Here is a 24,992-nt window from a genome sequence, read left to right as displayed (position 1 = left end):
GTGCACATTTTTTGACATATTCAACACAAACAAGAAAATGCAGCACACCTGCACACGCCTCACGCACACATAACCCAGATCTCAAGCACTCAAGTATAGATTTCCTTAAAATCCTGTGCTGCTATGTTGGGGCCGGACCTACTTTGTTATACGATCTTTAATAAACTCGGAACCAATTTTAAGCCCTGTTTCATTGATGCTATGGCCAAGAAGCTTAAGACCGCTAGCTGTGACAGGAACCTGGTTCTTCCGCAGAAAGTCAACGCACTCTCCGAAGTAACTAAACGGTATTACGCTGTCACATTCACCATGCACAACACAAACACTTGGCTTTGAATTTATTTGAGATTCCAACAGGTGAGGAAATGGTACTGCTCCAGAATAAGCCACAACTGCAGCGCATTTTTCAGCCCTACTCAGTCCTACATACATAGACAACATTGCGCCCTGGGAAAACCCAACCAATGCCAATTTGTCATTTCCAAGACCAAGTGCATCCAACTGCGCATCTATAAACTGGTTTACCATCTCCACAGATCGCATAATTTCTTTAAATGCGGTCTCTTCCTGCATTTCTCTTAGACTCTCAGTAAACCAGGTGAAGCTCGTAGGACAATATCGAAGTGGCGCATGCGGGGCAACAAACTGTACATTGACGAGCCCCAGTTTTGCCATCCCTGGCGCAGCCGCTATTATGTTGTCGCCGCTAGCTCCCCTACCATGCAACATTACAACAAGGCTTTCCACCGCGCTTCCAGAGCGGTAACACGGTCCATTCAACAACGAGCTCATATACAATCCATGGCATCTGCAACATAAAAGGATTATATCAGCAATTATCCCTCGCTCTAGTAATATTACGCGCCACAGGGCAGAACAATCCTGCCATCAATAATGCATACAATACCACACAACGCATGGCACGTGATTCACATAAACCCCTGACGATCCCTTGGCTAACCATCTACGTCGTGCCAGTACACTCTTATCGCCACGACGAGCATGCGTACTGTCCGTGAACTTATACGGCACAGATAAAGAAATACATCTCTTGCGCTGATCAGGCGCCACAAATTCCGGAACACAAAAGTAACATATTCACCAAGAGCCCCTGCGATGCTCAGTTGTCGTTCGATGATACTCATGTTTGCACATAATGCTATCTAAGGCGCAGACTACAAAACTTGCCTCCTGTAGGAGCTATGTGTCGCTCTGTGTAACCAAAACCCAGTTACGACCAAGCGTGCGCCAAAATACAAATTATCATACCAAACCACACAGACCGGCTCTATGCAGATAATTTAGTCTTTGAACCGGTTAAATACACAACGCATACCGGGTGCTATCGGCGGTTAAGCACATATACCCGTTCTTTGCTAGCACAATGCGACTCTATAACACAGATACAATGGCCAGCAATGTGGAGCGGCGTTAACTGTTAAATTAGCCTCATATCGGTATATAACGTATTGCCCGTTGATTTTTATTAGTGACGAGGCACTACATGGCGTCTTGAATTTATGCCGTGCCTACAAATGCAGGGTCTAGTCTTTAGCTAACTCCGGTACAAAAACACTGCAGTGTTCCAGAAATAACACTCATTTCACCGAAAAATGCAATGATACCGTCCATGGGCAGCATGGTCCATCTAGCGCTAAAACTGCGGCAACCAGTAAGTTCCTTTTTTCCGCTGTGAATCACGAATGTATATTGCATACATACACAGCTAGCAGGCACCTGCGCATGACTCTGGCATACTACATGACGTGCCACGACGGTTCTTTCCCTCTGCATCTTCCATATAGGTGTATCAAAGCGCCTTCTTATTGTTTTTCCCGAACCGCTTCTCACGTATACCTGTTACGCGCCACTATTGCCACTTATGTAGGCAGTGAGTAGGAGAATCACGTCTGTATAGTACATTTGAAGACACATCTGTAATCCGGTCTGCACACAGGTGGAAGAAACAACATTGGGCTGGAACGTTGCCATACAACTCAGCATAACAGTAAGCCCTGCAAAAGACAATTGAGGCCTATCTCTGTTTACGAACCACTTTGGCCTAAAATGAGTATGTGCACGGAGCTGCAATCCACATGGGAAACGCTTCTAGCGGCATCATTCTTGATGTTGTCAACAACGTTAGCTAATAGTACGCCCCGCAAATGGTCCATCTCGTGTTGTATACACCTTGAAAGCCAATTGTATGCCCTAATTAGACACATGTTACCCGACATATCCATGTACTTTAAGTCCACATGTTCCGGCCTGCTAATACCTATAAGCCCGTAAGACTTTGCCGATAGGCACCCTTCATACAATGTTACATCTTCACCAGAGAAACTTACTATTTCAGGATTGATGCATACTAAACTCTGAGCATTAACGTTGTGAGATCCAGAAATGACCTTAATGTCGCTTGAAACATTAAAAAGCCCACTAAACATATTGATTACGAAGACCCTTATGGCATAGCCCAGCTGAATCGCCGATAGACCCACAGTCTCTCTGCTCTCAGTAATTCTAACCATGTCATTCACTATTTCTCTCGTTGTGCTATCAACTTTCTCCACAGAAGATGATATGGTGTGCAAAACCTTTAACTCCTTCTTATTGTCTACGGACAGAACCCGCATGTTATCCCCTTACAAACAAACTTATGTACAAGAGTGTTAAGCAATTATGGCACCGCAAGGCCATGTTCCCTCACGAATGCTTACTTCTTAAAAAACGTTTACTGGCTAGTATATAAGCGCCAAGTGCAACGAGTAGTATATTATATATAAATATTGGGATGTATTAAAATCGTTGGAATACTTGCCATGCGTTATTTCACCAGCTCCTTGTGAGAGTTTGGCTAGGTATGGTATAGTGTAGAGGTTCTGTGGAGTCAGGGATGTCGCTTTTCCGGTTTAGTAACCCGCTATTTCTAATACCACCCATCGCTGCCCATAGTTTGACGCTTTTTGCTTTGAAGCAGGGTATCTTCAGCAGCGGTATGAGCAAGATGCCAGATTGCCTGAGTACCCAGCCATTGAATTTTAGGGTTAGAACTCCTGTAGGACTTGCAGCCGGTTTTGATAAAAACGCAGAGGTAATTCGTCAAGTTATGTCCCTTGGCTTTGGCTTCTCTGAAGTCGGTACCATTACTAAGAAACCACAATCAAGAGTCAAAGGATCCAGGATTTTTCGCATTCGTGAGAAAAAAGCTGTGATAAATCACCTGGGTTTCAATAACAAAGGGATGAGGCATGTACTGAAAAAGATAGATTCCAAAGACTTAAACAATGTTTTGTTTGGAATCAACGTAGGAATGAGTAGAGAGTGCAATGACCCTCCCAGCGAGTATGCCGAGCTGGTAAGAGGAGTTTATGGTCTGTCGAGTTACATAACCATAAACCTTTCGTCACCCAATACTGCTGGCTTACGGGAGCTACAGCAAAAAAATTACCTAAGTGAGATTTTAGCCGCAGTGCGGGATGCCAGACGTTCAGTAGACCATGCAGAGTCCGTGCCCATAATGTTAAAAATGGGTCCTGACGTTTCTGACGAGACTTTGCAGGATATGGTGGATGAAGTTATAAAACACAAGATAAACGGGCTCATAGTGAGCAATACTACGACAGATTTCGGCTTATTAGGCGAGAACGCGCCGACAAACAAAGGTGGGCTCAGCGGGCAGCCTCTGTTTAGACTGTCAACAAGAGTGCTGGCTGATGTGTATTCAATAACCAGGGGGAAAATCGTCCTTATAGGGTGTGGCGGCGTAAGTACCGGAGCACAGGCATACGAGAAAATAAGAGCTGGCGCATCACTAGTACAGCTTTACACTGCGTTGGTTTATGAAGGCCTGGGCGTTGTTGATAAGATCAACATAGAGCTTGCGGAATTGCTTACACGTGATGGATTCACGAAAGTAGAGCAGGCAGTAGGAATAGATGTACATTGAGTTCAAATGATCGCTGTAGTAGACGTTGGTAATACAAACATAAAGTTCGCGATTTCTGCAGACGGTGAGTTTACACAGTGCTGGCGCATATCCGTAAGCTATGACCGGACTGCTGCGGAGCTTTATGCGATATTGCAGGTATTGGTTGAAGGTACGGGGATCGACTTACGAAAGCTCAAAGGAGCAGCAGTGTCGAGCGTAGTACCATCAGTTAACAACTCTATCAGAGAGCTGTTTGAGAGCTTCCTGGGGGTGACGCCCGTGTTTGTAACATGTGCACATTCACTCGTGCTTGATCTTGGCGTACACTTTGAGCAAAAGTTCATCGGCTCCGACAGGTTTGCTGACCTGGTAGCGGCCCGTACGTCGTGGCCAAATCAGAACTTACTTGTTATTGATATGGGAACCATCACGGTTTTTAACCTCCTAAATAAGGAAGGCTCGCTGTACGGGCAAGTTCTGGCGCCTGGGTTATCCTGCATGACGAAAAGTATGAGTCTAGGTGCTGCTTTGTTACCACAAGTAAACGTGCGCGGTACACCTTCGAAAGTCGTAGCTGGGGATCTTTTATCCGCAATTGAATCGGGTCTGTATTGGGGCTACGTTTCGATGGTCGAGGGCACCATTGCGCGTATTGTTGGCGAGGAAAAAGACAAGTCGCTAAAGGTTGTAGCTACAGGCGGTGGTTCCGTATTCGTGAAATCTTGCCCACATGTATACGCAGTAGATGAACTGCTAACGTTAAAGGGGATACTGCACATCTACACAAAACTACAAATGCTGCATTAGCGCCGTTCTTAATGCAAGTATGGGATTGCTGCCAGAACTGTTCCAACGATACTTGATTCAATATACATAGACCTAGCAATCCAGGACCGCTGCTAGCATTAAATTGGATATTACATACCTGCACAAGACTTCAGATACTGCACTAACGAATTTTCTGGTGGAACGCAGTTTTATCCAATCCTGATCCCATTTGATATTTTGGGCAGTACTCACGGTAATCAAGATACATGCCACCGTAGCTTCGTCTGCATCAACAGGCACATGGAGTATACCTATAAAGCTCCCGAACACGTGGGGTAAACCACATTATCTGCAAAACATATTTTATACAAAGTTGGCGACTGTGGGTTTTTGTTTGCTATGACGACATCGCACTAAGTGATAGAAATAGAACCTACTTCGACTCATAAGCAACATGACGGTCCACCGCAGTTATCCTCAGATTAAGTAGCGGTAACTTTTGCAGAGAGCCCTGAAGCACGGCAGTAAGTTACTTGATGCAGAAAGCTCTGCAAATCCTATCGTCACTCTCTGAGACCCCAGAAAGCAATGTGTTATCAAGCGCAAGTACCTTAACCTTCCCTTCAGCCGTAGTACCCATACCGATAGTGCCTGGCGTTATGGTTATGGAGTTTGACAGGACAAAGAGACCCAAGCCACTTCTTTGGTTTGTGTCCACCACAGTAACCACGGGGCTATCGTCCAATTTACTAGATAAGAAAACCCTCTTGGTCACATACAGTGTAGACGACGCAATCTGCCCCACGAGCCACACAGAGTACAAAAGTACATTCTTTGCACAACGCACCCCGATAGAACAACCTTGCGGAAGCGCGCGATAATCATCTACGGGCATTGACCCAGATATATGGTTCTGTAGTAATACAGATAGCGCAGCACTAATGATTCCCGCCGTTACGAAAAAGGTATCGAAATAACCAGAAAAAACTAGCCAAATGCATATCTGTACAACAAATGACCACATTGCACACAACTTGCCGAGAACAACATGTTCTGATGATACATAAATGCGCTTATAATCCTAGCACTTACTGAACAACATACTGTTTTATCATCGGTTGCTATAATACACATACATGCACAATATGTCTTGATGCCTCTCGTATAATAGGCTTCGACACGCGTTATGCCATTGGTAGTGCCTTGTTGTAAAAAACAAAATAACGCAATTTGGTTGCTGCACATCGCAGACATTTATGACGCCTTCTGTTATGTGCATATAAATTGACTCACTTTTTCTGCGCTATTATGCATTACATACATATGCCTTTCGTGGCGGATTTGCGTTCTATACCACTATTAAATTGCCTCTACACTACACCCTGGCATACTGTGCAGCAACTTGTATAATGCTGCCATACCTGTTACGTAAAACTGGTTTTGTGTCTTGATGTGGAGAAGGTGGTCTTTGTGCTTGAACATGTATTAAAAGAAAGATTAAAGTCTATAGACGGCGCAGGGCTGCGCAGAAAACTCGAAAACTACACGCTACATGAATCCATAGCGGGTCGTAGAGTGCACACAGACCACGAAGAAGAGCTCCTCTCTTTTTCTTGCGATGATTATATGGGGCTGTCAACACACGAATTGGTAAAACAGGCAGCGACAGATGCGGTAAACCTGTATGGCGTAGGGGCTAGGGCTTCAAGAATAAGTACCGGAAACCATACCATGTATGCGGAACTTGAAGAAAAACTAGCCAAAATGCACAATACAGAATCTGCTTTAGTATTCAGCAGTGGCTACCTAGCCACTATAGGGTGTATCTCTTCGTTGGTGGGTCATCGCGACATGATACTAACAGATAGAATGGCCCACCCTTCACTACTTGACGGCGCAAAGCTGTGTGGCGCAGAAATTTACCAGTTTGACCATAACGATGTCACACACTGTGACAAATTAATGAACCAGTACAGAAAGTCGCATGAAAACTGCCTGCTCTTGGTAGAAAATGTTTACGGAATGAGTGGTAATATCGCACCTGTTGCAGAGTTACACGCACTTGCCAAACATTGGAACTCCTGGATAGCAATTGATACAGCGCATGGCTTTGGCATGTTTAGCACACAGCAACCCGATGTGTATATAGGGACTCTTTCTAAAACTTTGGGATCGCTTGGCGGGTATATCTGCGGGTCAAAAACTGTAACAGAATATTTGCTGAACACCGCAAATAGCCTTGTCGGCACCACAGCATTGCCACCGTCGGTAGTGGCTGCCGCAAGCACTGCGCTGGACTTATGTCAGTCACAGTTAGGCATACCAATAAGGTTCGCCCGTGAGTTTTGTCAAACGTTAGAACTACCTGAGCCACAAAGTCACATAGTGACTCTAATCATGAAAACAAACCAGAGCGCCCTTAACGCCGTGCAGTCTTTGGTTAGAAATGGGATGCTCGTTTCAGCAATTTGTACTCCTATAGTACCAAGCCCTAGGCTAAGATTTGCCTTCACCGCCACTCACAAGCTGATTGATATACATAGACTTTGCTCTGTCTTAAAACGTGAGGGCATACTATCGGATTGCATAGTATCTTCGTGACATTCGGTGCTGGTTTAAAACCCTCGCTTTCTGGTGGGCAGCATTTATGTAACCGCAGGCTTGCGAGTTGACGCTTTGCACGAAAATCCCCAAGAACAGAGCCTTATGTATTACGTGCTGTAGTGGCACATAGTACGTTCATATAAGAACCTTCATGATAGCAGTACCCAGCCGCCGTATTCTGCTCTGAAATATGAAAATGGCACCACGGTGTGAGTACGTGAGAACCATTTCGGCCTCATAGTACACACGTACGTAACGCGGAGCACGGGTCTGATAAAACTCTCCTCGTTGGAAGAACATTTTTATCGCATTGGATTTACACCTGCGTATACTTGCCAGAACGATCTCAAATAATATTCACAATAAAGCGTGTTATGTTCCCATGCGTACATATAAATGATCTATCATAACTCTGGGCACATGGATGTACCGGACTGTGCAGTATTTACATACTAACAGTATGCGTTTGTCTAATTCGTGCCATTTGTGGTCAAGTCATAACTTTACCATTGTGTCTACAACGTTCAGGGCCATGGCTGCAAGTTTTAACATTACAAGACTCCGCATAGCTGCGTGGTGCATATATATGAAATGCAAAATTGTAGGTTGATCAAATTCTCCTAGTCGGTCCGCGTCTCTGCCGCACTCGTATTCATGTCCACGTCACGAATTCTCAGAATCGCCCCGAATTTTATTAAGCGTGATTAGATATGCCGAAAGTACGTTGCTACATTACACCCAGGCAGGTTGTGTGAGAAGCCCCCTATTTGCATGCGCACAGCAATGTGAGGCGTACTAGAAACCTCTCACCAGCTTACCAACACAAGTGGCCTTACGAAACAAATTACGGGAAACCATAAAGTACACACCGCGCAGTGAAAAACGCTGGCACCATATTCTCAGCGCTAATAAAGGGAAGCTGATGCACCAACCACAATGCCTGTCAGGCATGCTCATTGGCACATAACTAAACACACCTCAAAATGGGGCAACTGTTGCTCAAAGTGTCTTTTATCCAGGCATCGTACAACACACAAGAAACTCTTCTCTTACTACCGCTGGAGCGCGTGCCACCGCGACATTAAATCGACTTGCAAATCGTACTACGCAAAAGTAGCAGCCTTGCTGGCACATCCAATACCGTAAGTCACAAAACAAATTTTTATTGGTGCAACAAATGCGCCATGATTACATATGGTATCTTTATAGAACTTTGAACAAAACCTCTGGGTAATTGTACCTATTATTCTTCTGTTGCGCACATGCCATAAGTAGACCATAAGCTTGTCACTAACACTTCGTGCTGTCACTATAGCTTAACAACTTGAAATGTTGGTTGTCCTATGCCGCGAGATTGTGTAGAGTGTTTGAGGGCATTATTTTGTGGGACCGTGGCTCAGTAGGATAGAGCGTTAGATTCCTAATCTGAAGGTCGTGCGTTCGAATCGCACCGGTCCCACGAGTCTCTGCTATACTCTGGGGGTGAATCCGTGTACGTTTCTCATACTTTGGAGGTATATCTCCTGCTGTTCGTAGACGCTTTTGTAGCGTCTCTTGTTTTGCCGCTCAGCAGGCTTACAGCTTTCAACATCATGTGTTGTTTTGGCGGTTACAGCGCAGCAGTTTCGATCTTCGTAGGTGCGCTTGGTGCATCCATTGGAGGCATCATTAACTGCTTCTTAGGGAGACTGATATACCTGGCAAGGATGGTGTATCACAAACCTCAGAACCCTGTGGGTCTGCCAAGGTTCGTTTGTGCGACATTGATATTGTTACTTGGTTCACTGGCATGGCTATATCTGGTTGGTGCCCTAGTCAATGTGTTGTGTGGGTATTTCAGGGTAAAGTTCAGATACGCATGTTGCGCAGTTTTTCTGTCATATCTCGTGCACTTCATCACGCAAGTATTACGTGGCGACTGTCTTCTGAGCTAGAAAAGCACAGTAGCTTCGCCAAACGCGCTGTACGTAAATCCTCGAGCCATGGGCGGCTAATGGAAAGTGGCGTGACGGAATAAAAAACGCGAAACAGATGGAACAAAATTTTAGTCTTTCTTCGAAAGTTTTTCGTCGAACGTGCGGCATATCATCTCTGCAGCCCTACAAATAGAAGAGCTACACGATGTCCGACTCACGTACTTGGAGCATGCACAATAAAGCAACAGCTCTACCACACCATTTTTGCCCTCAATCTTGTAACAACGCTAGATAATGGTACACTGCTACGAACCTGAAATCGCACATTGTCGTAATTTTCACAGAATCTTACCTAAGTTTAGAATGATCCATGAGCTCCTTCTCCGGTCCAGTACTTCACTCTCAATCTTTTGGCATTCTCAGCAAAATTGTACTTCACCAGTAGCGAAAGTAGACTACACGGAATCACAATGCCATAGCCGCACATAATCCCCTTTTCCACAAAAAAGCACATTACATTCCTACACGTAACATCCCAGTGAAACAATTTTTGATGTAGAAATACAGAAGATTACATGCCAGCTATGCGCAATAATCGACTCGTGAGTCGCTACTCTTGGCTTATTGCACCTTATCTACAATGCCCAGACCCGTTACCTGCATACAATGTGTACGGCGCAACGCGACAATGTGTACGCTCGGGTTGTATTAGACTAACGCTGTCAACGTTTACATTATGTAATATCCGCCCACGAAGACTATACCTAGAGGTACGCTTAACTTCAGATCTACCCCCATTAAGTAACGCAGAATCTCGCGCAGAGCATCGGTCTCGTTCTGATATTAGCCCACCAGGATAACTAAATACTGCGCCCGTCCTGTTCGGAGTAGATCCAGTAAATACGTTGCCAAAATTATTCCCCTGAACTACGGGAACATCCTGTTTCTTTCCGAATTGTCGCACGAGAACCACTGTGCCACAGTTGTCTCCTGAAACAACTAAACTTCCTCCACATACGGAAATTCTTCCGCTTTTTTGAACTTCCTTAACAGAGATATACGGTGTTCTGACGCCACACACCACTGGGGCAGCCACTGCAGATAGACTTCCCGCAACGCTGCCTAGCACTATGAGACTTCTACTACCCATGTCTAGTGTCACACCTTTAGGTACATCTGCACACACATATATTTCCCCATACTCTTCAGTGCTGGGCTTTCCGTACGATTTCGCATATTTTTTCGGCATGAAGGAAGTGCTCCCATGTGTTTTGAAAACACATAACGTTAAATCTGGCACAGATTTCTTCGTTCTACCGTAACAAGAAGCGCTACTACGCGTAGATTCTATCCTAACTTCCCGTTGGAATGTTGAGTCACTAAGATTTTGTCCCATAGCCTCTGATGCATAAGCTGAGAATGCCCTATCGTCTAGAAGGTTTGGACAATCTCTCACAAGAGCTTCCGTATATTCACTTCTTGTCTGCGCGTTGACGGAGTGTATAGAGCTGTGCGCAAAACTGAGCGTTTCTATCATTTTTTTGTCATCCTGACATAGGATTCTTATATCCTCTGACAGCTGGAACACAACAGTTTTCGGAGCCCGTGGATCAAAGCTTCTAGAGTGTTCTGCGTAATTAAGGTCAAGAATTTTTTCGTTTATATTAGCAGCTGCAACCTTGTAGCGCTTTCTAAAGTCTCTCAATTTTTTTCTTATATTAGCCACACATGAATTGATATCTTCATGTTTAATTATGCTTTTTATAACGGTTCTGTAGCATATGTCATCAAGACTATGGTCAGTACACGCAAATCTAAGCCTGCTAATGGCGTTTACTATCTGCATCATATTATCCTCTACTTTTTCGCGGAAGACGCGCCTTTGAGTTTGAACGACACAGTACCAGTTCAAAACACCATCCAGGTACATATTACGTTTTAATGCAACTCTAAAAAGGCACACGCAAAAGACACTTGATTCAGACGCTACTATTTATTTTTTTCCGTGAATTTCCTAAAAATTTACATTGTCGCTGTGCCGCAAATGACAAAACACTTGTGGCCCACACGCTAAGCGTTATCATGATATACGATTTTTCCTAAATAAGCTACATAAAATGCACATTTTATATACTTTAACTAAACAATGCACATACTGTCCTAATGTTTGGCGCTATGCATTTTCGGATATATACTGCAGTATATGCACACTTTTTGTTCATGGTTAACTTTTTTTACGAAGATTTGTTGGAGCCACAACCGGGCTCAGTTGTCGTCGGAGTTGACGAAGTTGGATACGGAGCACTTGCTGGCCCCGTGGTCGCCGCGGCTGCATATATACCAGATCGCAATGCCGACTATGTCGCAAATATAAAAGATTCGAAGGCTTTGTCGTCCACAAAACGCGAAGCTATATTCGAAGAGTTGAAGTTGCATGCTGTGTTCGGAGTGGGCTCTTCCAATGTTGAAGAAATAGAAGAACATAATATCCTAGTTGCGTCACACATGGCCATGAGGCGCGCTTTGGACAACCTATCCCTTTGCTTGGGCAAAATAGATCTCGTGCTAGTGGATGGAGTAAGAAACTTAGACTCAGCTTGGAGGACCGAAGCTATAGTGAAAGGCGACAGTTTAAGCAAATCTATAGCTGCAGCTTCTATAGTGGCAAAAGTTACCCGAGACAGACTTATGTCTACTTTACACACTCAATTTGCAGAATACGCCTGGAACAAAAACTGCGGTTACGGCACAAAAGCTCATATGGAAGCACTCTCAGTTCATGGTATTACCCCTCATCACAGACGCACATTTTCGCCAGTTAAAAATTTGGCTCAGCACTCACTGCAAAATGTTCACAGTTGATTCGATTCATCCGCACACTTTTACCAAATACCATTGAAATAATATGGAACAAATGGAAGTAGTCTCCGCATAAAACTATACGATTGGAAACCGATACGTAATGCTCAGCTGAGACATTAAAGTAGTGTGTGCCAACTTTTTTCATATGGCTGCGCATGCTGTCACACATAGCAAGATCGAAGTGCACACTGTTACCACTGCCAGAAAACGCTAAATCGCACACAAGGTTTAATGACACCGCATGTGAAGCTGGATGCAGTGTGCGTAACAACTGCACACTATTTATAGCCTGTGGGCCGCACCGTACAGGGTTCTCAACTCCGCACAGAAAGATACAGTCCAACGCCCTATACAATACGTTCCACAACCCATCAGAACGAGAATGCGTCTATGGAGCACTACGATACAGAGTAATGTGAACTGACAAATATGCCGTTATTTCACAATCCGGAACATAGCTCTACAAACAAAACGACAACGCCAGTGTGATTACCGTAGTGTACCGCCAAAAGCAGCCATGCAGTGCTATACATTGACCTAACGTTCGTTATCAATAGATAATGGCTAATAATACCGGATATGCAGAGATACCCTAGCACATAAGATAATCCTATTGCCGGAATGTCCACTTGGAGCGTAACATCCACGCGGCACAAAATTGAACCGTGCAACGGTAGCTGCTTGGGCTTCAGAGTAACACACATCTGGCACACAAACCCTGGACAACTACCTAGCCGAAACATCTATGGCACATTACAGGTACAACTCGAAGGTATAACTCTGATCCTCTTCTAACGGGCTAACCTATTTGTACCCAGTGCCCACAAAGGGAAAAACTGCTGCAAATTCGTACTTTGCGCACTACATATTTCTGTCTAGACACCCCTCAGTGACTCTAAGCTACATAGTAGCTAACCGTCGGATCATAGGCGAAAGGCATCACCATCGTGCGCTACTTACTAATACGCGCTATTCTGATGTTATTCCAACCCTAGAAAAATTATTTCTTGTTACTCTAAGCTGCACCAAGCATGATCACGCGGCACACACCGGGCGCTATGAAAACAGAAAAACCCATCACTGACCATATACAGGCAATCGCTTCGTGAAATCCATTGCAGCAACTGTATGATGAATAGTTGTCACCAGGGCCACACACCCTGCATCACCGCTACATATAAACCCAGACAGCTCAGGTAACCACAGAGTATCACTTGAAAAAGCAAACAACAGCTCCACCCAGAGGGCACTAGCGCCTGACTAGGTCAAGCGCACAAACTGCACCTCGCACTTCACTCCTTGGCACGCTACCCAACTAACCGAGGCTACCGTAAAGTGCGCTAATATTTTCTAGTAGTCCACTACTGAACCGCCTATATCGAGATCTCCTCCCGATGACCCACTAATATCTTCAACCAAGCCATCTCCTAGATCCCCCATGATTTCACGGAGCTCGCTGTTATAGTATGTAGCGTAGTCAGACTGATCAAGCATAGACAGCTTCTTGATCTTGTTCATGACAAACCCAGTACCCGCAGGTATGAGACGCCCAACAATAACATTTTCCTTCAATCCATAAAGAGAGTCTTCCTTCCCAGAAAAGGCTGCTTCCGTTAACACCTTAGTGGTCTCCTGGAACGACGCCGCAGATATGAAGGAGTTGGTATCCAGACTCGCTTTGGTAATACCCTGCAAGATCGGCACGTAAGAAACCTTCTTCTTACCAGCCTCTTCAAGCTTCCTATTCAGCCTCATCACCTCTTCTCTTGAAACATGCTCACCAACCAGATACATCGTATCTCCAGGTTCAGTTATCTCAACCTTCTGTAGCATCTGCCTGAGAATGACTTCAATGTGCTTATTGTCTATTTTAACACCCTGCAGCCTATACACCTGCTGTATTTCAGATATCATATAGCTCGCCAAGGCTTCCGTTCCCAATACTCTGAGTATATCGTGCTGATCAGGGTCACCATCCATAAGAAGATCCCCCTTATGAACAAAATCTCCCTCGTTTACAATGGTGTGCTTACCCTTGGGAACCAAGTACTCAACCACAGACAAGCTCTTGTCAACAGGCCTGATAAATATACGCCTCTTGGAACGGTAATAATCTTTCCCAAATTCCACATATCCATCAACATCGCTAACAATCGCGTGTTCCTTAGGCCTACGAGCTTCAAACAGCTCAATAACTCTCGGCAAACCACCGGTAATATCACGGGTCTTTATTGATCCTCTAGGTATCCTGGTAATAACATCACCAGCATGCACCCTCTGCCCGTCCTGTACGTTTAGAACCGCACCTATAGGCACGAAGTAGCTTGCCTCAAGATCATTAGACAACGTCACCACTGCCCCATCGTCATCCAACAAGACCAATCTGGGTCGCAGATTAGCACCCTGCAAGTGCATCTTCCAGTCCACAACCACCCTGTTGGAAATACCGGTGGACTCATCAAGCACTTCGTTTATAGATACGCCGTATATGAGATCCACATACTTTACAGTACCAGTCTTCTCAGTGATTATCGGTATAGTATACGGATCCCACTCAGCTATTTTTTCCATCATATTAACTGACTGTCCATCAGTGACGTACAGCTTCGCTCCATACGGCACACTATGTCTCATTTTCTCATTTCCAACACTATCTGAGAGAACGACTTCGCATGACCTACTCATGACTATCTGATTGCCGTATTTGTCGGTTACCACATTGCTGTTGAGCAACTTAACATTCGCATCCATCAAGGCTATCAAGTTCGATACCTCAACACCACGCATAGCCGTACCACCAACGTGGAATGTTCTCATTGTGAGCTGTGTACCAGGTTCACCCACGGACTGCGCCGCTATCACACCCACAGCTTCACCTATAGATACCAAATCACCTATTGCGAGATCCCTTCCATAGCACAGAGCACATATACCCTGCTTAGACTCACATGTAAGCGGTGAGCGAACTCTTACCGCATCCAAGCCAGCTACTCTTATCTTTTCTATCTTGCTTTCATCTATCAACTCACCCGCACTGAACAAAAGCTCACCCGTTACAGGATTATACGTGTTCACCGCAGCAACCCTACCTAAGACCAAGCCGTCAAGAGTGGCCACAACAACCCCTCCTTCCACCACAGCCCGAGCCACTACGCCACCGCTGGTTCCACAGTCATGCTCAACCACCGTACAGTCTTGAGCAACATCAACTAGCCTACGAGTCAAATACCCTGAGTTAGCAGTCTTCAAAGCAGTATCCGCTAAACCCTTACGTGCACCGTGCGTAGAATTGAAATACTCAAATACGCTCAACCCTTCTCTAAAATTCGAAATGATTGGAGTTTCTATAATCTCACCCGAAGGCTTGGCCATAAGACCTCTCATTCCCGCAAGCTGCTTCATCTGAGACGCAGAACCCCTAGCACCAGAATTGGCCATCATGTATATCGAATTAAGCTTACCCTCTTCATCGCTCAGAGATATAGCCTTCATCATATCCCTAGCTATAAGGTCGGTACATTTAGACCACTCGTCCACCACCTTGTTGTAGCGCTCACTCTTGGTGATCAAACCATCCTGATACTGTATGGAAAACTCCCTAATTTTCTCACTAGCATCCTCAACGTGTGCGGCCTTGGTATCTGGAATAATCATATCCTTACAACCAAACGATATGCCCGACTGCGACGCGTACCTAAACCCTAAGGACATCAGCTTGTCTGAAAACTCCACAGTCTCTCTCTGGCCACAGCTTCTGTACACCAGATCAACAATGGAAGTGATTTCCTTTACGGTCAGAACCTGATTCACTAAATCAAAATTGAGATCCTTATGCTTCGGAAATATTTGCCACAGGACAAGCCTACCAGGCGTAGTCTCTATGACCTCCGTCTGAACAACACCATCTTCTATGCCCTTCTGCATCCTGAACTTTATCTTTGAGCAGGTATGCACAATACCTTCGTGCAGCGCGTATTCCACATGGCTGAACTCTGCAAAAGTTTGCACTTCATGATCCGCAGGATTACCCTCCTGCAACGTTAGATAATATATGCCCAAGACTATATCCTTGGACGGCACTATTATCGGCCTACCATTAGATGGACTGAGAATGTTATTAGTCGACATCATGAGGACACGAGCCTCAAGCTGAGCCTCAAGAGACAATGGCACGTGAACCGCCATTTGGTCTCCATCGAAGTCAGCGTTAAAAGCACTACAAACCAACGGATGCAGCTGGATCGCCTTACCCTCTATCAACACAGGATCGAACGCCTGAAGCCCCAACCTGTGCAAAGTTGGCGCCCTATTCAATAGAATAGGATGCTCCCTTATAACTTCGTCCAAAACATCCCACACATCAGGCTTTTCACTCTGGATCATTTTATTTGCCAACTTCACAGTCGGCGCTATCCCGTACATCTTAAGTTTAGAACAGATAAATGGCTTAAACAGCTCCAGAGCCATTTTCTTCGGAAGCCCACACTGATGAAGTTTTAGGCTAGGACCAACAACAATTACAGACCTACCTGAGTAGTCTACGCGTTTACCCAATAAGTTCTGCCTAAACCTACCTTGCTTGCCCTTTAGCATGTCGCTAAGAGACTTCTTATACCCCATGCTACCAGCCCTACTAGACACATAGCTGCGCCTACTGCTGTCAAACAGAGCATCAACCGCTTCCTGTAGCATCCTCTTTTCGTTCCGGATCATAATAGCCGGAGGATTCAGCTTAAGCAGTTTTTCCAACCTATTGTTACGATTTATGATGGTTCTATAGTGGTGATTAAGATCAGAAACTGCAGGCCTACCATTTTCCAGCGATACCAACGGCCGCAAATCCGGCGGAAGTACAGGTATTACGGTCAGAATCATCCACTCAGGCCTATTTCCCGACTTAATAAAATTCTCTATAAGGCGCAACCTTTTGACAACCTTCTTCCGCTTCATTTCTGAAGTCGTGGATTCCAGCTCGTTTCTCAAACCAGCCCTAATAGCCTCAAGATCAAGGCGGGTAAGAAGCTCCTTTATAGCCTCAACACCTGTGAGCGCAAAGAACCCATCTTCGCCGTACGCATCCCTCGCCTGATTGTAAACACTCTCACTTATGACCTCCCCCTTCGAAAAAGGAGTTGCCACAGGATCAATAACAACAAACTCGCCACTGTAGAGTATACTCTCAATGGACTTTAGTGGCATATCTAAGAGAGCACCGATGCGAGATGGCAAAGATTTCAGGAACCATACGTGGGCCACGGGAGAGACAAGCTCTATATGCCCCATACGCTCCCTCCTCACCTTCGAAGAGGTAACCTCGACGCCACATTTCTCACAAACAATACCCCTGTAGCGCTTCTTCCTGTACTTACCACAAAGGCATTCATCGTCATTTACAGGGCCAAAAATTTTCGGGCAAAAAAGCCCTCCTTTTTCCACCTTGAAGGTGCGATAGTTAGTAGTAGAGATATCCTTTATCTCTCCATAAGACATAGCTCTGATACTGTCAGCGCTAGCTATGGATATGCAAATCTTATCGAACGACTGCGCTATACTAGTATAGCCATACAAATCCAATGTCTTCATACTGTAAATCCCTACTCCACTTCGCTATTAGTAAATTCTTTATCCTGCTTCAGTACAACGTTAAGACACAAAGAACGCAACTCCTTGACCATAACGTTAAACGATTCAGGGATACCACACTCAAAGTTGCTATCACCCTTAATTATGGATTCGTAAATTCTCACCCGGCCTACAATATCATCAGACTTAACAGTAAGCATTTCCTGCAAGGTATAAGCAGCACCATAAGCCTGAAGAGCCCAACATTCCATTTCACCAAATCTCTGGCCACCAAAGTGAGACTTACCCCCTAAAGGCTGCTGAGTAACAAGACCGTACGGACCAACAGATCTTGCATGTATTTTGTCATCCACCAAGTGATGAAGTTTCAACATGTATATGTATCCTACAGTAACCTTACGATCAAACTTCTGCCCTAACCTTCCATCATATAAATCAACCTGCCCTGAAGGATCAACGTCAGCCAACTCCAAAAGTCTAGAAATCTGTGAATCCTTAGGACCCTCAAATACCGGAGCAGCCATCGGAACACCCTTCCTCAGCCTGCGCGCAAACCTGAGCAGATCCTCATCAGACATAGAGGCCACGTCTTCACACAGCTTCTGTCCTTCATACACCTGAGATAAAAAGCTCCTCACCTTATCCGCTATAGCGCCTCCTTCCTCATCCTGATCCAGTATTCTACCGAGTTTCTTACCAAGGTTTACGGAAGCCCAGCCTAGGTGAGTCTCTAGGATTTGCCCTATGTTCATACGAGAAGGCACACCCAAGGAGTTCAAAATAAGGTCAACCGGAGTACCATCTTCCAAATGCGGCATATCTTCAACGGGAACTATTCTAGAAATAACACCCTTGTTCCCGTGTCTACCCGCCATCTTATCGCCCGGCTGCAGGTTGTGCTTCACAGCAACAAAGACCTTTACAATAGTAAGAACACCCTGTGGCAAATCATATCCGTAATTAAGCTTATCTATCTTCTGCTCAAACTTGCTATGAGCCTCCGCAACTATCTCATCGAACCTGCCCTTCATCTCAGAAACTTTAGCCGAAACCTTAGAATCAGCCAGCCCCATATCCCACAATACCTTGGCAGGCTCTGCAGCAAAAAAGGCATCCATATCTGCGTAACCACTAGGAACATCGCAAGCACCGCGCAGTAGCTTCTTCAGCTCATCATTGAAGTACTCACTAACAACATCTATCTCGTAGTCCCTTTCCTTCATGAAGTTACTGATTTCGCTCTGCTTTATAAGAAGAGATCTATCGTTTTCCTCAACACCCCTTCTTACAAACACATGAACATCTATTACTGTGCCTTCGACATCGGGCGGCAGGTATAGAGACGTGTCAACACAGTCGAACACCTTTTCCCCAAAGATCGTCACGAGTAGTTTAGTCTCCGGAGGAAGTGAAACAGGCGGCCTAGGGGTAACCTTACCCACAAGCACGCTTCCAGAAGAAACCTCAGCACCAATATTCACTATACCAACGTCGTCAAGATGACTCAGGCTCTCCTCATTCACATCGGGAACAGATCTCATAATTTTCTCCGGCCCCAAAGGAGTGTCCCTAACCACACACTCAAATTCCTCTATGTGAATAGAAGTGAACACGTCCCTCTTCACAACGTCACTGGACATCACAATGGAATCCTCAAAGTTGTAACCTTGCCACGACATGAACGCCACCAAAACGTTCTTACCAAGAGCAAGCTCACCCCTGTCAATAGCGGCACCATCCGCTATTACATCGTTAGCCTTGACGTAATCACCTATCTTAACTATCGGCCTCTGATTTATGCACGTATTGTGATTGGAACGCTGAAACTTCCTCAGTTTGTATATGTCAACACCAAGGTACTCATCTTTGTTCTTGTCAAACGCCCTAACAACGACGTACGAGCCATCAACTCTGTGCACTATCCCATCGCGCTTAGCAAGAACAACAGCGCCTGAACCCGCCGCTACCACTGACTCCATACCTGTGCCTACCAACGGAGCTTCAGCCTTTAGCAACGGCACGGCCTGCCTCTGCATGTTCGAACCCATAAGCGCACGGTTCGCGTCGTTATTCTCTAGGAACGGTATAAGAGATGCTGCCACGGATACTATTTGCTTTGGCGAGACATCAACATAGTTAACATCCTCGCTCTTGACCATGACAAAATTACCACCATGACGACAATACAGCATGTCATCAACAAAGCGGCCATTCTCATCCAGCGCAGCTCCAGCATCTGCGATGTAGTAATCTCCTTCCTGAGTGGCAAGCAAGTACTCAACCGTATCCGTAACAACGCCGTCCACAACCTTTCTGTACGGACTTTCTATGAACCCATATTTGTTTATCTTAGCATATATAGCGAGACTGCTTATTAAGCCTATATTCTGCCCTTCAGGAGTTTCTATAGGACATATTCTACCATAGTGAGTCGGGTGCACATCTCGCACTTCAAACCCTGCTCTCTCCCTAGTTAACCCACCTGGCCCCAATGCAGACAGCCTACGTTTGTGAGTCACCTCCGATAGCGGATTCGTCTGATCCATAAATTGGGATAGCTGAGAAGAACTGAAAAAGTCCTTCAATACCGTAGCCAAAACCTTGGGATTAACAAAATCACACGGCATCGCGTTGTCAAAATTAACCGATGACATGTAATCCATTATCATGCGTTCAAGCCGGAGTATTCCAACCCTAAACTGATTTTCTATAAACTCCCCTACAGACCGCACTCTCCTATTACCTAGATGGTCTATATCATCTACCACCCCTTCACCGTCACGCAACAGAACCAACTTCTTGATGACGTGCACTATGTCATCGTTAGTCAGTACAGTCAGGCTCTCATCCACATTCAATCGCAAATGGCTATTGAGCTTGATCCTACCAACAACGGACAAGTCATATCTTTCTGGTTCAAAGAACAGCCCACGGAAGAATGATTTCACAGATTCCAGATTAGGAGACTCCCCGGAACGTAGCACCCGATAAATCTCAAACAGGGCGTCCTCTTGCGTTATATGTCTATCTAAGAACAACGTATTCAGAACGTAAGGCCCAACAGTGAGAAAATCAATGTTTAGGAATGCTATCTCGCTAATGTCAAACAGCTCTAACTTTACTATATGCTCGGAAGATATTACCTCTCCGGCCGATATGATAACAGAACCGCTACTAGGGTCCACCAGATCAGTAGCGACATACATACCAGCAATACCTGAGAATGGCACAAGATATTCCTGCAATCCATCCGCTTGTAGCTTCTTGGCCACCCGCAAGGTTATTCTAGTATTCGCCTTGACCAGAACGTTACCATCCGAATCCATAAGATCATAAGGCAACCTCACTCCCTTGAAGCGATCTACAACAAACGGTACCTTCCAACCCTTATCACACCTCACGTACACAACTTTGTCGTAAAATGCGTCTAGAATGTCGTTATTCGACATCCCAAGAGCCTTGAGCAAGTACGACACAGGAAGTTTGCGCTTTTTATCGATGCGGAAGTAGATGATGTCTTTTATATCAAACTCAAAATCAAGCCATGAGCCCCTATATGGAATTATGCGCGCAGAGTAAATGAGCTTACCTGAGCTGTAAGTTTTACCCTTGTCGCTATCAAAAAAGACGCCAGGAGATCTATGCATCTGAGAGACTATTACGCGCTCGATTCCGTTGATAATGAAAGTCCCATATGAGGTCATCATAGGCAAATCGCCGATAGAAACCTCCTGCTCCTTCATATACTTCACGCTTCTTTCAAGGGTCCCCTCGTCAACTACGTACTTGACTTCCTTGAACGAAACTTCCTGCACTTTCCAAACAACGAAACGGAGGGTAATGCGCATGGGCACAGAAAACGTTATGCCACGCTTTATACACTCGTACTCGTCATATTGAGGATCCCCAATGCTGTAACTTACGAACTCGAGAACAGCCCTGCCCAAAGGATCTCGTATGGGGAACATGGACTGAAATATATCTCGTATCCCACCTGTACCCTCTCTATCAAGACCTATGAAGGCATCATAGGAATCCCTCTGTATTCTTATAAGATCACTTAAAGAATCGCGAATGTCTATGGACCTCGCGTAAGAGAGCCTAGGAACAGCATCAAAATCATTCAGCACATACCCGGAACTAGAACCACCCGCAGAAGACATCACTCCCTCAAAACCACTACAACAAAACACCCAAGGTTATTTTAAACTCACCTGAGCACCAGCATCTTCAAGCTTCTTCTTCACTTCCTCAGCTTCAGCCTTCTTATACTTCTTACCTTCAACCAGCTCTCTTGAACCTTCCTGTTCCACAAAGTCCTTAGCTTCTTTTAGTCCAAGGCTGGTGCACTCCCTAACAGCCTTAATAACCGCTATTTTCTTGTCTGCAGCGTAGCCCTCAAACACTACCATAAATTCCGTCTTTTCAGCCTCAGCAGCAGCGCCTCCACCTGCAGCAGCACTACCCGATGCAGATACAGAAGCCAACAGCCCACCCTTGGGGAAGCCAAGCTTATCCTCTATCTTCTCTACTAATGCGGCGGCACTACATAAATCAAGCTCGCAAATCTTCTCTACCAAAGCATCTAAATCAACACCACTCATAACAAACTCCTAAAATCCTACCCTTTATCAATAACCCTCTGCGGAAAGACTGCACATAACCGGTAGCACCAACGGCCCATGAGCCCTCCTTTTTTCAGCAGTAACACAGAGCCCTAGCCACTCTTAAAACCAAAACTCCACCGACCCAATCCAACAGTGCAAGATACCACTACTTGTCGCCTATAGCCTTCAGACAACTAGCCAGTCTCATTGGTATACCATAGGCTATCAAACCCGCAATACGCATACGCAGCTCCTCCAAGGAAGGCAGGGTAGCAAAAAAGACAACCTGTTCTGCCGACAGAATCTGACCGCCATCATACGCACACACCAAAGACACCTTATCTGCCCTGGACTTAACAAACGCATACAGAGTCTTCGAAAGCGTAACAACGTCATCAGAATACGCTACAAACACCGCACCCCTGAACTTATCGCTAAGACCCTCTTTATCAGACTCCTTCAACGCAATGCAAGCTATGCTGTTCTTTACCACAGATACCCCACACCCGGCAGCTTTCAGCTCTTTTCTGAGCGCAGCAAAATCACCAGCAGTCATTGACCTAAAATTCGCCAGCACAAAACTCCCGAATCTTGCAAACAACCCGCTGACATTCCCCAAATGCCGTTCTTTATCTATACGCTTCACTGTAAACCTCTAATTCCCACATTGCGCCTGAACTACCCCAACCCCGCTATCCTGTAAGACTTACCCATGGTGGTATTCAGGAAAACGGCCTTTAGGAAAGCACCCTTGACAGTAGCTGGCTTCAAATTCTGTACCGCAGAAATCACAGCGCGGAGATTCTCCATCAAATCCTCACGAGAAAACCCCACATCACCCACCTTGACATGCACAATGCCGTATCTGTCAGACCTAAATTTCACCTGCCCAGCCTTAATAATACCAACCATCTTGGCAACATCGAAAGTTACAGTCCCAAATTTAGGATTAGGCATCAACCCCTTTGGACCCAACGTCTTAGCAATCGCAGAAACCTGCGACATAAAGTCAGGAGTGGCTATACACCAATCAAAATCAAGTTTGCGCCCCTTCTTTATCTCCTCTATCAAGTCTTCGTCACCTACAACATCAGCACCTGCATCGCGAGCCTGCTTGGCGTACTCACCCTTGGCAAAGACCGCCACCTTGACATCTCTTCCCAAACCTTTCGGCAACACCGCAACACCCCTTATGGCCTCAGCAGACCTAGAATCCCCAGTAGATAGCCTAATCGCAACATCCACCGACTCTTTGAAGCGTGCAGTCGCCGACTTGAGAAGCTGATCTATGCCCTCTTCTGCACTGCACGAAACACTCTCACCCAACATAAAACGCAAACCTCCTATTTCCCTTCTACGGTGATGCCCATAGACTTAGCAGTGCCAATAACCATCCTAATTGCAGCCTCAATATTATCGGCATTCATGTCTGCTATTTTACGCTCAGCAATCTTGGTAACATCTTCCATTTTTACACTGCCAGCACTACTCTTTCCGGGAGTAGAAGATCCCTTCTCAAGCCCAGCAGCCTTCCTCAACAAAAACGCAACAGGGGAATCATTCACCGTAAAACTGTACGTTTTGTCCGCATAAACTGATATCCTAGCAGTCACTAGGTCACCAACCTCGTAAGGAGCATCCTTAGAGCTGGTAACATCGTTAAACTCCCTACAAAACTGCGGCATAGGAATCCCCCTAGGTCCTAAAACAGAAGCCACTTTTGGACCGGGCGCAGCCTTACCAGCCTCCATAACCAGGTTAATCCTAGAAAGCAACGCAGCACTACTCATAAACTATTCCTCTACCTTCCGAATACTACCAAATTTAAACTCTATTTTGGTCAGCCTGCCAAATATCATCACGCTTATGCCAGCAACCTTCTTATCTTCGTTGACATACTCAATCTTGCCATTGAAATCCTGAAATAACCCGTCATTTATAACGACTTCATCACCGACTTCAAAGCTACAAACATCGCCACCAGAGTCACTACTGACACCCTGACACATGCGGCTACGCATCGCATCCATCTCAGCTGCAGGTATAACCTTAGGCATACCAAAATCATCCAAAAGAAAGTTAGACACCTTAGGAAGCCTGCGCACGAAGTTGACAGAATCGTCACACAATTTCATGCAAAGGAACACGTAACCTGGTGACAACTTCTTCTTCATCTGCACCTTTTTGTTGTACTTTATCTTGGTCACCTCTTCATAAGGAATAAACACCTCACGAAACATATCGGACATTCCCAGCTTTTGAGACCTATCCAATATCATCTGAGATATCTTTTCCTCATTACCCGAAGAAACCTGAATTATGTACCACTCGTGACCACTATCATCATGCTTCATAAATAACCCCAAGCATCACTTTCACAAGCCTCAAGAATACAAAATCCACACAACTAAATAATACAGACGATAACGCCACAGATATCACAACCACAGTAAGGGATACCATCACCTCTTTCCTGGAAGCCCAAGAAACCTGCAATATTTCTTGCCTAACATCAAGCAAAAACCTAGCAAAATTGCCTATCATAATAGCAAACCACCTTCGAAACTATGGCAGGAGTGACAGGAATTGAACCCGTATCACCAGTTTTGGAGACTGGCACTCTACCCATTGAGCTACACTCCCAACTTAACCATACGAGACACCACCTACTCCAAAATCTCAGTGATAATACCCGAGCCAACGGTCCTTCCACCTTCTCTC

18 protein-coding genes and 2 tRNA genes are annotated in these 24,992 nt (G+C 45.3%); 6 read left to right on the top strand and 14 right to left on the bottom strand.

Features of this window, described 5'->3' with window-relative positions; all coding sequences use genetic code 11:
* Positions 1–138: 138 nt before the first annotated feature.
* Positions 139–792 carry an alpha/beta hydrolase gene (locus tag PGW94_RS02075; protein ID WP_271758153.1) on the bottom strand — a complete coding sequence of 218 codons (654 nt, stop codon included), beginning with the start codon at positions 790–792 and terminating at the stop codon, positions 139–141.
* A gap of 1,253 nt (positions 793–2,045) precedes the next feature.
* Positions 2,046–2,636 (bottom strand): peptide deformylase, encoded by a 591-nt coding sequence (locus tag PGW94_RS02070; protein ID WP_271758151.1) that lies wholly within the window; start codon positions 2,634–2,636, stop codon positions 2,046–2,048.
* A gap of 260 nt (positions 2,637–2,896) precedes the next feature.
* On the opposite strand from PGW94_RS02070, the gene PGW94_RS02065 reads away from it, so the two are divergent.
* On the top strand, positions 2,897–3,949 hold the full coding sequence (locus PGW94_RS02065; protein WP_271758149.1) for a quinone-dependent dihydroorotate dehydrogenase: 1,053 nt from the start codon (positions 2,897–2,899) through the stop codon (positions 3,947–3,949).
* A gap of 6 nt (positions 3,950–3,955) precedes the next feature.
* Positions 3,956–4,738 carry a type III pantothenate kinase gene (locus PGW94_RS02060; protein WP_271758147.1) on the top strand — a complete coding sequence of 261 codons (783 nt, stop codon included), beginning with the start codon at positions 3,956–3,958 and terminating at the stop codon, positions 4,736–4,738.
* 490 nt (positions 4,739–5,228) lie between these two features.
* Here PGW94_RS02060 and PGW94_RS02055 read toward each other — a convergent pair whose 3' ends face one another.
* The gene (locus PGW94_RS02055; RefSeq protein WP_271758145.1) at positions 5,229–5,723 is read right to left on the bottom strand and encodes a Na+/H+ antiporter subunit E; all 495 of its coding nucleotides are present in this window, start codon (positions 5,721–5,723) and stop codon (positions 5,229–5,231) included.
* Positions 5,724–6,169: 446 nt separating this feature from the next.
* Between PGW94_RS02055 and PGW94_RS02050 the strand changes: the two genes are divergently transcribed.
* From PGW94_RS02050 to PGW94_RS02040, 3 genes are all read left to right on the top strand, one after another.
* Positions 6,170–7,300, top strand: a complete 1,131-nt coding sequence (locus PGW94_RS02050; RefSeq protein WP_271758143.1) for an aminotransferase class I/II-fold pyridoxal phosphate-dependent enzyme — start codon at positions 6,170–6,172, stop codon at positions 7,298–7,300.
* Positions 7,301–8,688: 1,388 nt separating this feature from the next.
* Positions 8,689–8,762, top strand: a tRNA-Arg gene (locus tag PGW94_RS02045).
* A 330-nt stretch (positions 8,763–9,092) separates the two neighbouring features.
* Positions 9,093–9,320 (top strand): hypothetical protein, encoded by a 228-nt coding sequence (locus PGW94_RS02040; protein WP_271758142.1) that lies wholly within the window; start codon positions 9,093–9,095, stop codon positions 9,318–9,320.
* Positions 9,321–9,850: 530 nt separating this feature from the next.
* Here PGW94_RS02040 and PGW94_RS02035 read toward each other — a convergent pair.
* Entirely contained in the window at positions 9,851–11,068 is a 1,218-nt protein-coding gene (locus PGW94_RS02035; protein ID WP_271758141.1) for a hypothetical protein, read from the bottom strand.
* Between the two features lie 371 nt (positions 11,069–11,439).
* Here PGW94_RS02035 and PGW94_RS02030 point away from each other — a divergent pair, with 371 nt between their 5' ends.
* Complete coding sequence (locus tag PGW94_RS02030) at positions 11,440–12,081, top strand: ribonuclease HII (protein ID WP_271758139.1); 642 nt, start codon at positions 11,440–11,442, stop codon at positions 12,079–12,081.
* A gap of 440 nt (positions 12,082–12,521) precedes the next feature.
* Here the strand turns inward: PGW94_RS02030 and PGW94_RS02025 are convergent, their stop codons facing one another.
* The 10 genes from PGW94_RS02025 to PGW94_RS01980 form a co-directional block, all read right to left on the bottom strand.
* On the bottom strand, positions 12,522–12,728 hold the full coding sequence (locus PGW94_RS02025; protein ID WP_271758137.1) for a hypothetical protein: 207 nt from the start codon (positions 12,726–12,728) through the stop codon (positions 12,522–12,524).
* A 703-nt stretch (positions 12,729–13,431) separates the two neighbouring features.
* Complete coding sequence (gene rpoC, locus PGW94_RS02020) at positions 13,432–17,664, bottom strand: DNA-directed RNA polymerase subunit beta' (protein WP_271758135.1); 4,233 nt, start codon at positions 17,662–17,664, stop codon at positions 13,432–13,434.
* Positions 17,665–17,675: 11 nt separating this feature from the next.
* On the bottom strand, positions 17,676–21,827 hold the full coding sequence (gene rpoB / locus PGW94_RS02015) for a DNA-directed RNA polymerase subunit beta (protein ID WP_271758167.1): 4,152 nt from the start codon (positions 21,825–21,827) through the stop codon (positions 17,676–17,678).
* A gap of 36 nt (positions 21,828–21,863) precedes the next feature.
* On the bottom strand, positions 21,864–22,268 hold the full coding sequence (gene rplL / locus PGW94_RS02010; RefSeq protein ID WP_271758133.1) for a 50S ribosomal protein L7/L12: 405 nt from the start codon (positions 22,266–22,268) through the stop codon (positions 21,864–21,866).
* Positions 22,269–22,437: 169 nt separating this feature from the next.
* Complete coding sequence (gene rplJ, locus PGW94_RS02005; protein WP_271758131.1) at positions 22,438–22,917, bottom strand: 50S ribosomal protein L10; 480 nt, start codon at positions 22,915–22,917, stop codon at positions 22,438–22,440.
* 32 nt (positions 22,918–22,949) lie between these two features.
* Complete coding sequence (gene rplA, locus PGW94_RS02000; RefSeq protein WP_271758129.1) at positions 22,950–23,600, bottom strand: 50S ribosomal protein L1; 651 nt, start codon at positions 23,598–23,600, stop codon at positions 22,950–22,952.
* Between the two features lie 14 nt (positions 23,601–23,614).
* Positions 23,615–24,061: a 50S ribosomal protein L11 gene (gene rplK, locus PGW94_RS01995; RefSeq protein ID WP_271758127.1), complete on the bottom strand. Its 447-nt coding sequence runs from the start codon at positions 24,059–24,061 to the stop codon at positions 23,615–23,617.
* A gap of 3 nt (positions 24,062–24,064) precedes the next feature.
* Positions 24,065–24,625 carry a transcription termination/antitermination protein NusG gene (nusG, locus tag PGW94_RS01990; RefSeq protein ID WP_271758124.1) on the bottom strand — a complete coding sequence of 187 codons (561 nt, stop codon included), beginning with the start codon at positions 24,623–24,625 and terminating at the stop codon, positions 24,065–24,067.
* Positions 24,615–24,815: a preprotein translocase subunit SecE gene (gene secE, locus PGW94_RS01985; RefSeq protein ID WP_271758122.1), complete on the bottom strand. Its 201-nt coding sequence runs from the start codon at positions 24,813–24,815 to the stop codon at positions 24,615–24,617. The genes nusG and secE overlap by 11 nt, the downstream gene beginning before the upstream one ends.
* 24 nt (positions 24,816–24,839) lie before the next feature.
* Positions 24,840–24,914, bottom strand: a tRNA-Trp gene (locus tag PGW94_RS01980).
* Between the last annotated feature and the right edge of the window lie 78 nt (positions 24,915–24,992).

It is taken from the genome of Candidatus Anaplasma sp. TIGMIC (assembly GCF_028204095.1).
Taxonomy (GTDB): Bacteria; Pseudomonadota; Alphaproteobacteria; order Rickettsiales; family Anaplasmataceae; genus Anaplasma.
The sequence above is the reverse complement of the archived record's forward strand: the minus strand, read 5'-3'. Positions and strand labels throughout refer to the sequence as shown.

Excerpts from the sequence above, each read along its gene's own strand:
- rplL (WP_271758133.1), bottom strand. The coding sequence starts at position 22,268 with ATGAGTGGTGTTGATTTAGATGCTTTGGTAGAGAAGATTTGCGAGCTT.
- rpoB (WP_271758167.1), bottom strand. The coding sequence starts at position 21,827 with ATGTCTTCTGCGGGTGGTTCTAGTTCCGGGTATGTGCTGAATGATTTT.
- rpoC (WP_271758135.1), bottom strand. The coding sequence starts at position 17,664 with ATGAAGACATTGGATTTGTATGGCTATACTAGTATAGCGCAGTCGTTC.
- PGW94_RS02065 (WP_271758149.1), top strand. The coding sequence starts at position 2,897 with ATGTCGCTTTTCCGGTTTAGTAACCCGCTATTTCTAATACCACCCATC.
- PGW94_RS02055 (WP_271758145.1), bottom strand. The coding sequence starts at position 5,723 with ATGTGGTCATTTGTTGTACAGATATGCATTTGGCTAGTTTTTTCTGGT.
- PGW94_RS02060 (WP_271758147.1), top strand. The coding sequence starts at position 3,956 with ATGATCGCTGTAGTAGACGTTGGTAATACAAACATAAAGTTCGCGATT.
- nusG (WP_271758124.1), bottom strand. The coding sequence starts at position 24,625 with ATGAAGCATGATGATAGTGGTCACGAGTGGTACATAATTCAGGTTTCT.
- rplA (WP_271758129.1), bottom strand. The coding sequence starts at position 23,600 with ATGTTGGGTGAGAGTGTTTCGTGCAGTGCAGAAGAGGGCATAGATCAG.
- PGW94_RS02035 (WP_271758141.1), bottom strand. The coding sequence starts at position 11,068 with ATGATGCAGATAGTAAACGCCATTAGCAGGCTTAGATTTGCGTGTACT.
- PGW94_RS02070 (WP_271758151.1), bottom strand. The coding sequence starts at position 2,636 with ATGCGGGTTCTGTCCGTAGACAATAAGAAGGAGTTAAAGGTTTTGCAC.
- secE (WP_271758122.1), bottom strand. The coding sequence starts at position 24,815 with ATGATAGGCAATTTTGCTAGGTTTTTGCTTGATGTTAGGCAAGAAATA.
- PGW94_RS02075 (WP_271758153.1), bottom strand. The coding sequence starts at position 792 with ATGAGCTCGTTGTTGAATGGACCGTGTTACCGCTCTGGAAGCGCGGTG.
- rplK (WP_271758127.1), bottom strand. The coding sequence starts at position 24,061 with ATGAGTAGTGCTGCGTTGCTTTCTAGGATTAACCTGGTTATGGAGGCT.
- PGW94_RS02030 (WP_271758139.1), top strand. The coding sequence starts at position 11,440 with ATGGTTAACTTTTTTTACGAAGATTTGTTGGAGCCACAACCGGGCTCA.
- PGW94_RS02040 (WP_271758142.1), top strand. The coding sequence starts at position 9,093 with ATGGCTATATCTGGTTGGTGCCCTAGTCAATGTGTTGTGTGGGTATTT.